The 12711-nt window shown below is 64.5% G+C and carries 15 protein-coding genes; 12 read left to right on the top strand and 3 right to left on the bottom strand.

From position 1 onward, the window contains the following. The first annotated feature begins 2 nt into the window (after positions 1-2). The gene (locus tag HU729_RS12490) at positions 3-617 is read left to right on the top strand and encodes a TetR/AcrR family transcriptional regulator (protein WP_186710253.1); all 615 of its coding nucleotides are present in this window, start codon (positions 3-5) and stop codon (positions 615-617) included. A gap of 145 nt (positions 618-762) precedes the next feature. On the opposite strand, the gene HU729_RS12495 is transcribed toward HU729_RS12490, so the two are convergent. From HU729_RS12495 to HU729_RS12505, 3 genes are all read right to left on the bottom strand, one after another. After that, entirely contained in the window at positions 763-1563 is an 801-nt protein-coding gene (locus HU729_RS12495; RefSeq protein WP_186710254.1) for a phasin family protein, read from the bottom strand. Positions 1564-1573: 10 nt separating this feature from the next. Next, positions 1574-1996, bottom strand: a complete 423-nt coding sequence (locus tag HU729_RS12500) for a phasin family protein (protein ID WP_186665803.1) — start codon at positions 1994-1996, stop codon at positions 1574-1576. A gap of 131 nt (positions 1997-2127) precedes the next feature. Beyond that, positions 2128-2403: a polyhydroxyalkanoic acid system family protein gene (locus tag HU729_RS12505; protein ID WP_186665801.1), complete on the bottom strand. Its 276-nt coding sequence runs from the start codon at positions 2401-2403 to the stop codon at positions 2128-2130. A gap of 124 nt (positions 2404-2527) precedes the next feature. Here HU729_RS12505 and ubiE point away from each other — a divergent pair, with 124 nt between their 5' ends. The 11 genes from ubiE (at position 2528) to HU729_RS12560 (ending at position 12685) form a co-directional block, all read left to right on the top strand. Next, positions 2528-3298, top strand: coding sequence for a bifunctional demethylmenaquinone methyltransferase/2-methoxy-6-polyprenyl-1,4-benzoquinol methylase UbiE (gene ubiE / locus HU729_RS12510; RefSeq protein ID WP_186665799.1), 771 nt, complete (start codon positions 2528-2530; stop codon positions 3296-3298). Next, positions 3298-3921 carry an SCP2 sterol-binding domain-containing protein gene (locus HU729_RS12515; RefSeq protein WP_186710256.1) on the top strand — a complete coding sequence of 208 codons (624 nt, stop codon included), beginning with the start codon at positions 3298-3300 and terminating at the stop codon, positions 3919-3921. Before ubiE ends, HU729_RS12515 begins: the two co-directional genes overlap by 1 nt. Beyond that, positions 3918-5528: a ubiquinone biosynthesis regulatory protein kinase UbiB gene (gene ubiB, locus HU729_RS12520; protein ID WP_186710258.1), complete on the top strand. Its 1611-nt coding sequence runs from the start codon at positions 3918-3920 to the stop codon at positions 5526-5528. Before HU729_RS12515 ends, ubiB begins: the two co-directional genes overlap by 4 nt. Before the next feature lie 73 nt (positions 5529-5601). Continuing rightward, a complete protein-coding gene (gene hisI, locus HU729_RS12525; RefSeq protein ID WP_054894791.1) occupies positions 5602-5994 on the top strand; it encodes a phosphoribosyl-AMP cyclohydrolase in 393 nt (130 codons plus the stop codon). Positions 5995-5996: 2 nt separating this feature from the next. Then, entirely contained in the window at positions 5997-6329 is a 333-nt protein-coding gene (locus tag HU729_RS12530; protein ID WP_054894792.1) for a phosphoribosyl-ATP diphosphatase, read from the top strand. 78 nt (positions 6330-6407) lie between these two features. Beyond that, positions 6408-6692, top strand: a complete 285-nt coding sequence (locus tag HU729_RS12535) for a twin-arginine translocase TatA/TatE family subunit (RefSeq protein WP_186665793.1) — start codon at positions 6408-6410, stop codon at positions 6690-6692. Between the two features lie 3 nt (positions 6693-6695). Beyond that, a complete protein-coding gene (gene tatB / locus HU729_RS12540; RefSeq protein ID WP_186710260.1) occupies positions 6696-7070 on the top strand; it encodes a Sec-independent protein translocase protein TatB in 375 nt (124 codons plus the stop codon). Beyond that, positions 7067-7858: a twin-arginine translocase subunit TatC gene (gene tatC, locus HU729_RS12545; protein ID WP_063546576.1), complete on the top strand. Its 792-nt coding sequence runs from the start codon at positions 7067-7069 to the stop codon at positions 7856-7858. Before tatB ends, tatC begins: the two co-directional genes overlap by 4 nt. Then, positions 7855-8562: a 16S rRNA (uracil(1498)-N(3))-methyltransferase gene (locus HU729_RS12550; protein WP_186710261.1), complete on the top strand. Its 708-nt coding sequence runs from the start codon at positions 7855-7857 to the stop codon at positions 8560-8562. The genes tatC and HU729_RS12550 overlap by 4 nt, the downstream gene beginning before the upstream one ends. 99 nt (positions 8563-8661) lie before the next feature. Then, positions 8662-10578 (top strand): methyl-accepting chemotaxis protein, encoded by a 1917-nt coding sequence (locus tag HU729_RS12555; RefSeq protein WP_186710262.1) that lies wholly within the window; start codon positions 8662-8664, stop codon positions 10576-10578. A gap of 163 nt (positions 10579-10741) precedes the next feature. Then, on the top strand, positions 10742-12685 hold the full coding sequence (locus HU729_RS12560; RefSeq protein ID WP_186710266.1) for a methyl-accepting chemotaxis protein: 1944 nt from the start codon (positions 10742-10744) through the stop codon (positions 12683-12685). Positions 12686-12711 lie beyond the last annotated feature (26 nt).

Raw genomic sequence — 12711 nt, forward strand, 5'->3', positions numbered from 1 at the left:
CCATGAAGACCCGCGACCGCATCCTGGCTTGCGCCCTGGAGCTGTTCAACCGCCAAGGCGAGCCGAACGTCTCGACCCTGGAGATCGCCAACGAGCTGGGCATCAGCCCGGGCAACCTCTACTACCACTTCCACGGCAAAGAGCCGCTGGTCATAGGCCTGTTCGAGCGCTTCGAAGACGAGTTGATGCCGCTGCTCGATCCACCACTGGAGGTGCGCCTGGATGCCGAGGACTACTGGCTGTTCCTGCACCTGATCGTCGAGCGCATGTCGCAGTACCGCTTCCTGTTCCAGGACCTCTCGAACCTGACCGGCCGCCTGCCCAAGCTGGCGCGCGGCATGCGCGGGCTGATCAATGCGGTCAAGCGTACCCTGGCAGCGTTGCTGGCCAGCCTCAAGAGTCAGGGATTGGTGGTGAGCGAGACTCAGGCGCTGGGGCAACTGGTGGAGCAGATTACGCTGACGCTGCTGTTCTCGCTGGATTACCAGCGGGTACTGGGACGCGAGGGCGATGTGGGGATCGTGGTGAACCAGGTGATGATGCTGGTGGCGCCGCATCTGCAGGAGCCGGCGCGCAGGGCGGCGGAGCAGTTGGCGGGGAAATATCTGGAAGTGTAGGGGCTGGACTTGCGCTGTTGCCACTGACGCATTCGCGGGCAAGTCGCAGCGGCGAACCGCCGCTCCCACAACAGCCCTCGTAACTTCTGAATACGGTGCTGTTACCTGTAGGAGCGGGCTTGCCCGCGAAACGCACGCCGCGGTATCAGCTTTGGCCGGCTGGACTCACCGGTGCCGACGGCGTATTGCCAGCCGGTACGGCGCTCGGTGCTGGCGCCGCAGCAGCGGCCGGAGCTGCGGGCTTGGCAGCGACCGGTTTCGCGGCCGCAGGCTTGGCCGGGGCTTTCTTCACTGCAGGTTTCTTGGCTGCAGCCGGTTTGGCAGCGGGCTTGGCGGCCGGTTTGGCTGCAGCAGGCTTGGCAGCCGGCTTCGCCGCAGCGGTCTTGGCTGCAGGTTTTGCCGCAGCGGCCTTAACTGCAGGCTTGGCAGCCGGTTTTGCCGCCGCAGTCTTGGCAGCCGGCTTGGCGGCGGGTTTTGCGGCGGGTTTTGCCGCAGCCTTGGCCAAAGGCTTGGCAGCGGTCTTGCTCGCGGCAGCCTTGGACGCCGGTGCCACCGAGGCGCCGGTCAACTTCTCGATCTGCTTGGTCAGGCTGTCGACCTGCTGGTGCAGCGCCTTGATCTCGTTACGGCTGGGGACGCCCAGGCGCGAGATTGCACTGTTCAGACGCTTGTCGAACGCCTCTTCCAGCTCGCTCCACTTGCCCAGCGCGCGATCCTTCACATCGGAGACCCGCGAGGTCGTCGCCGACTTGGCCGCAACGGCATCCTTCTTCGCCTGCTTTTCAGCCTTCTCGCCGTCCTTCACCAGCGAATCGAACAGCTTGGGACCATCCTGGTCGACCTTGGAGTAGATCCCCAGACCAGCCAGCCAGATCTTGCGGGAGTACTTCTCGATCCCGCCGATCCAGGAGCTGCCTTCTTTTTCGGTGTTCTTCTTGCCAGCCATCCTGCTCTCCTTATGGTTTGCGCGCGACACGCTCGAGCAACTCGGTCAGCTGTTCGAGTTTGATGGACAACGCCTCAACGTCATGTTTAGACGGAATGCCGATGCGATTCAAGGCGCGGGCCACCCGTGCGTCGAAAGCCTTTTCGATTTTGTCGAGCTGGACCTCGACCTTGCCGCGTACCCGGCTCACTTCCTCGGCCGCTTCGTCGAGCTGGCCGTTGGCCGCGTCGAGCTTCTTGTCGAGGGTTTTCTTGCCGCGTTTCTCGACGACTTCACCGGCCTTGACCAGCTCCTTGAAGTACTCCGAGCCTTCCTGGCCGACACGGGCATAAGCGCCGACGCCGGCGAGCCAGATCTTGCGCGCGTAGCCGCGCACTTCGCTCAGGGTGCTGTCCTGGGCGTCTTCTTTCTTTTTCAGGGTCAACTTGGCCATGCTCTGCACCTCACGTTCGGTGTGGATGGAGGAACTGCCCTTGGAATGCGGGCTTGAGCATGAAGATAGGGTGGGAAATTAGAATTCTCACCCTAAGGTGAAGGGCCAGGGTCGCCGTGCAGCCCCGCGCCTCAGGCCAGCGCCTTGTCCAGCGCGCGCTCGATCTCGCCCTTGATGGTGCCGCTCATCATCGACAGCATCATGCCCAGCTTCAGCTCGACACGGATGGTGTCCTCGCCAATGTGCACGCTACCGTTGGCGCCGCTGCGCGCGACATCGACGCGGTCGCCGTTCCAGGTGGCCTTGAGGTCGTACTCGCGCGACAGCTTGTCGACCAGGCCTTCGGCCTTGGCCCGGGCAGCTTCGCGGCCGAGGGAATGTTTGCGTTCGACGCTGATCTGAGTCATTCGGGGTATCCAGGCAATGAAGACATAATCGGCATTATGCCCGCGCCCGCGACACGGCACACCCCGCCAAGACAAATCCGCCCGTTCACCCTAGAATGGCGGTAATTTTTTCCGGTGAAGCGATATGAACGACCAGCGCAAAGGCGACCACGCCGAACCCACCACCCACTTTGGCTACCAGGACGTCCCCGAGAGCCAGAAGGCGAAGAAGGTCGCCGAGGTCTTCCACTCCGTGGCCGCCAAGTACGACCTGATGAACGATGTGCTCTCCGGCGGCCTGCACCGCCTGTGGAAGCGCTTCACCATCGAGCTGTCCGGTGTGCGCACCGGCAACCGCGTGCTCGACATCGCTGGCGGCACCGGCGACCTGGCAGCCAAGTTCTCGCGTCTGGTCGGCCCGACCGGCCAGGTCGTACTGGCCGACATCAACGAATCGATGCTCAAGGTCGGCCGTGATCGCCTGCTCGACCGTGGCGTGGCCGGCAACATCGAGTTCGTCCAGGCCGATGCGGAAAAGCTGCCCTTCCCCGACAACCACTTCGACTGCGTGACCATCGCTTTCGGCCTGCGCAACGTGACGCACAAGGATGAAGCCATCCGTTCGATGCTGCGTGTGCTCAAGCCCGGCGGCCGCCTGCTGGTGCTAGAGTTCTCCAAACCCACCAACAAACTGATGTCGCGCGCCTACGATGCCTACTCCTTCGCCTTCATGCCCCTGGCCGGCAAACTGATCACCAACGACTCGGAAAGCTATCGCTACCTGGCCGAATCGATCCGTATGCACCCCGACCAGGAAACGCTGAAAAGCATGATGGTCGATGCCGGCTTCGACCGCGTCACCTACCACAACATGACCAGCGGCATCGTCGCCGTGCACCGGGGAATCAAGCCCTGATGCTCCTGGCCGGGCTGCTCGCCAGCGTCGAGCACGGGCTCAACCGTGTGCTGCGCATGGACAGCACGGCGCTGCCGCGCCTGGGTGCGCTGGAAGGCAAGGTGATCGCCATCGACTGCCGCCAGCCCGCCCTGCAGTTGTTCATCCTGCCCGACCATGAGGGCCTGATGCTCGCCGCGCATTGGGAGGGCGAGGTCGACTGCACCCTGCGTGCCCCAGCCGGCAGCCTGGCCCAGTTGGCCTTCGCCAAGGACAAGAACGCCGTACTGCACAGCCCGCAGGTCGAACTGCATGGCGACAGCGCGGTGCTGCTCGACCTGGTCGGCGTGCTGCAGGACCTGGAGCTCGACTGGGAGTACGAGCTGTCGCGCTGGCTGGGGCCGGTCCCCACCGCGCTGATCGCCGGCCACCTGCGCCTGCGCGCACGCTGGACCCGGCAAGGCCTGTCGCGCTTCAGCCAGAACCTGTCCGAATACCTCGCCGAGGAATCGCGCACCCTGGTCGGGCAGCGCGAAGCCGAAGCGGCATTCAGCGAGCTCGATGCGCTGAAGGTCGATATCGAACGTCTCGAGGCGCGCATTCGTCGCCTTTCCCACACTCTTGATTCCAGCGATAACGCATGAAGCTGCTCGCCGTCCGCCGTCTGTTGCGCATCCAGCGCGTCGTGATCCGCTACCGTCTCGATGACCTGCTGTTCGACCTCCCCCTGCCCTGGTGGCTGCTCAGCCTGCGCCTGCTGATGCCCTGGCGCTGGCTGCCGCGCAAGCCCAGCGAGCTCAGCCGGGGCGCGCGCCTGCGCCTGGCCCTGCAGGACCTGGGGCCGATCTTCATCAAGTTCGGCCAACTGCTCTCCACCCGCCGCGACCTGCTGCCAACGGACGTCGCCGACGAGTTGATGCTGCTGCAGGACCGCGTGCCACCGTTCGACCCACAGAAAGCCGTGGCGCTGATCGAAGCGCAGCTCGGCGCGAAAGTCGGCGAGGTGTTCAGCCGCTTCGACGTCGAACCGCTGGCCTCCGCCTCGGTCGCCCAGGTCCATGCCGCACGCCTCAAGACCGGCGAAGAGGTGGTCGTGAAGGTGGTTCGCCCGGGCCTCAAGCCCGTGATCGCCCAGGACCTGGCGTGGTTGTTCCTGATCGCCAAGGTTGCCGAACGGGCCTCCGCCGATGCGCGCCGCCTGCACCCGGTGGAAGTGGTCAGTGACTACGAAAAGACCATCTACGACGAGCTCGACCTGCTGCGCGAAGCGGCCAACGCCAGCCAACTGCGCCGCAACTTCGAAGGCTCGGAGCTGATGTACGTGCCGCAGGTGTACTGGGACCTGTGCCGCCCGAAAGTGCTGGTAATGGAGCGCATCTACGGCGTGCCGGTCACCGACATGGCCACCCTGGCCGACCAGCGCACCGACATGAAGCTTCTGGCCGAGCGCGGCGTCGAGGTGTTCTTCACCCAGGTGTTCCGTGACAGCTTCTTCCACGCCGACATGCACCCGGGCAACATCTTCGTCAGCACGGTCAAGCCGTGGAGCCCGCAGTACATCGCCATCGACTGCGGCATCGTCGGCAGCCTGACCGCCGAAGACCAGGACTACCTGGCACGCAACCTGATCGCCTTCTTCAAGCGCGACTACCGCCGCGTGGCGCAGTTGCACATCGATTCGGGCTGGGTGCCGGCGCACACCAAGGTCAACGAATTCGAAGCGGCGATCCGCACCGTGTGCGAGCCGATCTTCGAAAAACCGTTAAAGGATATTTCCTTCGGCCAGGTGCTGATGCGTCTGTTCCAGACGGCCCGCCGCTTCAATATGGAAGTTCAGCCGCAGTTGGTACTGCTGCAGAAAACCCTGCTCAACATCGAAGGCCTGGGGCGCCAGCTGTACCCCGACCTGGACCTGTGGAGCACCGCCAAACCCTATCTGGAACGCTGGATGCGCGAACGCATGAGCCCCAAGGCGGTGTTCGGCAACCTCTACAGCCAGGCCGAGCAGTTGCCGCACCTGGCCGACATGACCCGCGACCTGCTCGAACGCCTGTCGCAACCGCACCTGCACGACCCGCAACTGCCGGAGCGTCGCCGTGCGGGCGACAACTGGGCACTGCGCCTGCTCGGTGCCGGCCTGCTCGGTGGCGGCGCGACCCTGGCCGCCGGTGCCGCGAGCCTCAGCGCTCCGGCCGCCTGGCCGGCGTGGCTGATGCTGGTTGCCGGGCTCTACCTGATCGTGCGCCGATAGCCAGCCGCGCTGCTGGCTGGCACACTAGGCGCAAAGGGCCCGGTACGGGAGCGGGCCTGTTTTGGAGTCGACGATGAAAGACTGGCTGGACGAGATCAAGTGGAACAGCGATGGCCTGGTACCGGCGATCGCCCAGGACCACAAGACCGGGCGCGTGCTGATGATGGCCTGGATGAACCGTGAGTCGCTCGCCCTGACTGCCGCCGAGAACCGCGCCATCTACTGGTCGCGCTCGCGGGGCAAGCTGTGGCGCAAGGGCGAAGAGTCCGGCCATGTGCAGAAACTGCATGAACTGCGCCTGGATTGCGACGCCGACGTGGTCATCCTGATGGTCGAGCAACTGGGCCATATCGCCTGCCATACCGGCCGTGAAAGCTGCTTCTATCGCGTCTTCGAAAACGGTGAGTGGAAGATCGTAGACCCGGTTCTGAAAGATCCTGACACCATCTACCACGCGGGGCACTGAACATGAGCGACACACTTGATCGCCTGGCCGAAGTGCTCGAGCAACGCAAGCAGGCGGCCCCCGACAGCTCCTACGTGGCGAGCCTCTACCACAAGGGCCTGAACAAGATTCTGGAAAAGCTTGGCGAAGAGTCGATCGAGACGATCATCGCCGCCAAGGACGCCGCCGTGAGCAAGGATTACAGTGATGTCATCTATGAAACCGCCGACCTGTGGTTTCATAGCCTGGTGATGCTCAGCGCACTGGGGCAGCATCCACAGGCGGTACTGGACGAACTCGACCGCCGCTTCGGGCTTTCCGGCCATGACGAGAAGGCCGCGCGCCAACCGACCTGATCGCCATGCCCCTGCAGGAGCGGGCTCGCCCCCGCGATAACGCCCGCTCAGGCTACACATCATTCAAGGGAGTACACCATGGGTATCTTTGACTGGAAACACTGGATCGTCCTGCTGGTCGTCGTGGTGCTGGTGTTCGGCACCAAGAAGCTGAAGAACTTCGGCAGTGACCTGGGCGAATCGATCAAGGGCTTTCGCAAGGCCATGAACGAGGAAGAGAGCAAGCCTGCCGAGCAGACTCCGCCGCCTGTCCAGCCGTCCGTGCAACCCACCCAGCAGCCGCACAACACCGCGCCGCTGAACCAGCCGCACACCATCGAGGGCCAGGCTCAGCCGGTCCAAGAGCCACAACGGAAAGACTGACCCATGTTCGGCATCAGCTTCAGCGAGCTGCTGCTCGTCGGCCTGGTTGCCTTGCTGGTGCTCGGCCCCGAGCGCCTGCCCGGCGCCGCGCGTACCGCGGGGTTGTGGATCGGCCGGCTCAAGCGCAGCTTCAACAGCATCAAGATGGAAGTCGAGCGCGAAATCGGTGCCGATGACATCCGCCGCCAGTTGCACAACGAGCACATCCTGCAGATGGAACAGGAAGCCAAGCGCATCCTCAACCCGCAGACACCGCCCGCGCAGCCCGTGAACACAGCGGCCGCGAGCGAGACTCCCGCACCTGCCGCCGACGCCAATGCCGCCCCTGCGGCGCCCACGACCACCCCTGAGCCGCACCGGCCGCCCCGAGCCCCATGAGCGAAACTCCGGAACACGACCAGCCCATGCCGCTGGTCTCGCACCTGACCGAACTGCGCACCCGCCTGCTGCGTTGCGTCGCCGTTATCTTCCTGATCTTCGCCGGGCTGTTCTCCTTCGCCCAGCAGATCTACACCCTGGTCTCGGCGCCCTTGCGTGCGCACTTGCCGGCCAACGCGACGATGATCGCCACCGATGTGGCCTCGCCGTTCCTCACGCCGTTCAAGCTGACCATGATCGTCTCGCTGTTCCTGGCCATCCCGTTCATCCTCCAGCAGATCTGGGGCTTCATCGCACCGGGGCTGTATCGCCATGAAAAGCGCATCGCCATCCCGCTGCTGATCTCCAGCATCATCCTGTTCTACGCCGGCATGGCCTTCGCCTACTTCCTGGTGTTCCCGCTGATCTTCGGTTTCTTCGCCAGCGCCACCCCTGAAGGCGTGTCGATGATGACCGACATCGCCAGCTACCTCGACTTCGTCATGACCCTGTTCTTCGCCTTCGGCGTCGCCTTCGAGATTCCGGTGGCCGTGGTGCTGCTGGTGTGGATCGGCGTGGTCGATGTGAAGTACCTGAAGAAGATCCGTCCCTACGTGATCATCGGCTGCTTCGTGGTCGGCATGATCCTCACGCCACCGGACATCTTCTCGCAAACGCTGCTGGCCGTGCCCATGTGGCTGCTGTTCGAGATCGGCGTGCTGTTCGGCGGCCTGATCCGCAAGCGCAGCCATCCGCAGGATGAAGCTGCGGACGACCACAACGACCAGCCGCCAGCGACCCAGGCGTGAACCTGCTGCTGCTCGAGGAGGCCGACTTCGTCGCGGCCGACCGTGTCGTACTGGCCGACCGCCGCTTCACGCACATGCAGGACATCCACCGCGTGGCGGTGGGCGACAACCTGCGCGTAGGCCGCATCGGCGGCCTGATGGGCCAGGCCGAGGTGATCCGCCTGGAGGGCCACGAAGCCGAGCTGCGGGTCAGCTTCGACCAGCAACCACCCGCGAAGCTGCCGCTCACCCTGGTGCTGGCCGTCCCCCGCCCCAAGATGCTGCGCCGACTGTTCCAGACCATCGCCACCCTTGGCGTGCCACGGCTGGTCCTGGTCAACAGCTACAAGGTCGAGAAAAGCTTCTGGCAGACCCCGTTCCTGCACCCGGACAGCATTCGCGAAAACCTGATCCTGGGCCTTGAGCAGGCACGCGATACCGTGCTGCCGGAAGTCATCATCGAAAAACGCTTCAAACCCTTCGTCGAAGACCGGCTGCCCGCCATCGCCGACGGCACTCTCGGCCTGGTTGGCCATCCCGGCCCCTACCCGGGCTGTCCCCGCGCGGTGCAAGGGCCGGTGACCCTGGCGATCGGCCCGGAAGGCGGTTGGATCCCCTACGAAGTGGAACTGCTGGGCAAGGCCGGCCTGGCCCCCGTACAACTGGGCGAGCGCATCCTGCGCGTGGAAACAGCGGTCACGGCTCTGCTTTCCCGAATATTCTGACCATTCGGTCAGCATCCTGCCATCAAGTTTCTCCCCAACAGGCCGATGGCCTTGCAACACAAGAAAATTCTGGCTTTTCAAGTCGCCGGGGAGATCGTCATGTACGGAAAGGTTGTCCAGTCGCTGGGAAACGTGAGCGTCAGTCGCAAACTGGGGGCCGGCTTCGGCCTGGTACTGTTGTTGACCATGGCGATCACCGCCACAGGCTGGCGCGGCATGGACTCGATCATCGACCGCGGTGACAAGCTGGGCAACATCTCCGTGATCCTCGGCTACAGCCAGGACCTGCGCATCGCCCGCCAGCAGTACGAACGTAATCGCGACGACGCATCGGCGGGTGAGCTGGAAAAAGCGCTCGGCAAGCTCGAGCAGCAGGTCGAGATGATGCTCGGGCAGATCGAGCATCCGCAGGATCACCAGCGCCTGGAGCAGCAGCGTCAAGCCGTGCGCCAATACCGCCAGGCCTTCGTCGAGCTCAAGCAGGCCGGCCAGCGTCGTGAAGCCGCCCGCAGTGTGCTGGGTGACAGCGCCGACAAGGCCGCTGCGCTGATCGGCCAGGTGCAGCAACGCCTTGCGCAAGGTGGCGACATCAGCCTCTATCAACAGATCGTGCAGGCCAGCGCCTTGCTCCAGCAGGCGCGCTTCCAGGTGCGCGGCTACACCTATAGCGGCAAGGCCGAATTCCAGCAGACTGCGCTGGATGCCATCGACCAGGCGCTCGCTGTGCTCAAGGCCCTGCCGGCCAGGGTGCCCGCCGAATACGCCGCCAGTCTCGATGATGCCGCCAATGCCATGGGCGCCTATCGCGATGCGGTGAACCAGTTTGGCGCCGCGCAGACCAGCGCCGAGCAGACCTTGCAACGCATGGTCGTACAGGGCCAGGTGCTGATGGATGCCGGTACGCAGATGACCGCATCGCAGACCGCCGTGCGCAACAGTGGTGCCCTGCAGGCCAAGACCCTACTGGGCGGAGCCAGTGCCCTTGCCCTGCTGCTAGGCATCATTGCCGCCTGGGCCATCACCCGGCAGATCGTCGTGCCCCTGCGCCAGACCCTCAGCGCCGCCGAACGCGTGGCCAGCGGCGACTTGAGCCAGGAACTGCAGGTGCAACGTCGCGACGAGCTCGGACAACTGCAAGCCAGCATGCAACGCATGACCCAGGGCCTGCGCGAACTGATCAGCGGCATCGGCGACGGTGTCACCCAGATCGCCAGTGCTGCCGAAGAGTTGTCGGCCGTCACCGAGCAGACCAGCGCCGGGGTCAACAACCAGAAAGTCGAGACTGACCAGGTGGCGACCGCCATGAACGAAATGGCAGCCACCGTGCAGGAAGTGGCGCGCAACGCGGAGCAGGCTTCTGAAGCGGCGCTGATGGCCGACCAGCAGGCTCGCGAGGGTGATCGGGTGGTTGGCGAGGCCATCGCCCAGATCGAACGCCTGGCCACCGAAGTCGGGCACTCCAGCGAAGCGATGAACCAGCTTAAGACCGAGAGCGACAAAATTGGCAGCGTGCTCGACGTGATCAAGTCGGTCGCCCAGCAGACCAACCTGCTGGCCCTCAACGCCGCCATCGAGGCCGCCCGCGCGGGTGAGGCCGGCCGTGGTTTTGCCGTGGTCGCCGATGAAGTGCGCAGCCTGGCCCAGCGCACGCAGCAATCCACCGAAGAAATCGAAGAGCTGATCGCCAGCCTGCAAAATGGCACCCAGCGCGTCTCCAGCGTCATGGACAGCAGCCGCGAGCTCACCGACAGCAGCGTGGAACTGACCCGTCGTGCCGGCAGCTCGCTGGAAACCATCACCCGCACCGTGTCCTCGATCCAGTCGATGAACCAACAGATCGCCACTGCGGCCGAACAGCAGAGCGCGGTGGCCGAGGAAATCAATCGCAGCGTGATGAATGTACGGGATATTTCCGACCAGACCTCGGCGGCGAGCGAGGAGACCGCAAGTTCCAGCGTGGAGCTGGCGCGGCTTGGCACCCACCTGCAGGGCCTGGTGGGACGTTTCCGCCTCTGAGCAGGGTGCTTGCCCTGCAGGGCGCGGAATAATCACCACGCTATTGAGGACTTTTCCCACTCGATTTGCAGGTCGAGTCTCACGCGATCTCTGCCGATGAGCAGGAGGGCCATGCTGGCAACCCAACAGCATGGCCCTTCTCTCAAATGGATGGAGACTCGCCATGTTCGGATACCTCAACCACCACCTCGGCAACATGAGCGTCCGCCTCAAGCTCACCCTCGGCTTCGCCGTGGTCCTGTTGCTCACCCTCGCCACCACCGTCAGCGGCTGGCGCGCCCTGGACGACGCCATCATTCGCTCGCAGCAGCTCAGCGAGATCATCCAGATCAATGACCTGAGCAAAGACCTGCGCGCCGAGCGCATCACCTACCGCGTGCTGGCCGACGACACCAGCAAGGCACGCATCGACGCGATCCTCGACCAGCTCGAACGCCGGCTCACGCTGCTTCAGCAACGCAGCAGCGTCGATCAGTCGCGCGAGCTGCTCAGCGAGAAGCTGCGCCAGTTGCAACGCCTGCGCGAACATTTCGCCGAGCTGCTGCGCGCAGTCGGGAGCCGCACCGAGCTGCGCACGATCATGCAGGACAAGGACCGGATACTGGATGAAGTCATCGACGACCTGCAGACCCAGGCTCTGCTCAAGCTTCCCGCCGACCAACCGCAGGGCAACCTGCTCGGGCTGATGGATACGCTCACGCGCCAGGTCGACAGCGCCAACCAGCAAAGCCTGGTCCCTGCCTACACGTTCTCGCCCGTCGAGGACTTCGCTCAGGTCGGCAATACGGCGCTCGATGCCGCGCAAGTCAGCCTGGAACAGATGCTCACGGCGCTCGCCCCGCTCGCATTGCCGAGCGACCTCATGGCGCGCCCCACGCTCGCCCTGGCCCAGTACCGGACCAGCCTGGAGCAATACCGCCGAGCAGCGATCCGCGTCGAACAACTGCAGAACGACATGGAAACCATGGGTAATGACCTGAGGGACGCCAGCGTGACACTGGCCGAGCAGAAAGTCGCACAACGCGACCATGAGGCTGTGGCCGCGCGCTCGATACTGACCAGCGTGGCACTGCTCGCCCTCGCGGTCGGCGTGCTGGCCGGTTGGTTGATCACTCGGCAGATCACCCAGCCCTTGCGCCAGACCCTGGCCCAGGCCGCGCGGATCGCCCGCGGTGACCTCAGCCACGTGGAGACGGTGGCGCGGCGCGACGAAATGGGCCAGTTACAAAGCAGCATGCGCGAGATGACCCTGAGCCTGCGCCAGTTGATCGGCGGCATCGACCAGAGCGTCGAGCACTTGTCACAAGCGGCCTCGCAACTGGCCGGAGCCAGCGCCGACACGCTCGAGCGCATCACTCAGCAGCGCGAAGAAACCGACCAGGTGGCCACGGCGATGAACCAGATGAGCGCGACCGTGCAGGAAGTGGCGCAGAACGCCGAACATGCCTCATTGGCCGCAACCGACGCTGACCAGCAGGCGCAAATGGGCGATCAGGTGGTGGCCGAAGCCATCGAGCGTATCGAACAGCTGGCAACGCAGATGGACCGCTGCCTCGCCTCGATGCAACACCTGGCGGGGGAAAGCCAACGGATCGGCAGCATCCTGGATGTGATCAAGTCGGTTTCCGAACAGACCAACCTGCTGGCCCTCAATGCCGCCATCGAAGCGGCGCGTGCCGGCGAAGCCGGTCGCGGCTTCGCGGTGGTGGCCGATGAAGTGCGGGGCCTGGCCCAGCGCACTCAACAGTCGACCGAGGAGATCGAGCACCTGATCGAGAGCCTGCACAAAGGTACCGATGAAGTCACCTCGCTGCTCGACAGCAGCAGGACCCTGACCGAGCAGAGCGTCGATCTGAGTCGCCGAGCGGGCGATGCACTGGGGCAGATCACCCGGACCGTGTCGAACATCCAGGGCATGAACCAGCAGATCGCCACCGCCAGCGAAGAACAGAGCGTGGTGGCCGAGCAGATCAACCGCAGCGTGATCAGCGTGCGCGAGGCCTCCGATCACACCAGTTCGGCGAGCGAGCAGACGGCCACTTCCAGTGGCGAACTGGAGCAACTGGGGCAGCAGTTGCGCGGGATGGTGGGGAGGTTCAGCTTGTAGGAGCGGCGGTTCGGCGCCCCGACTTG

Origin of the sequence: Pseudomonas sp. RW10S2 (assembly GCF_014268985.1) — a bacterium.
GTDB lineage: Bacteria > Pseudomonadota > Gammaproteobacteria > Pseudomonadales > Pseudomonadaceae > Aquipseudomonas > Aquipseudomonas wayambapalatensis.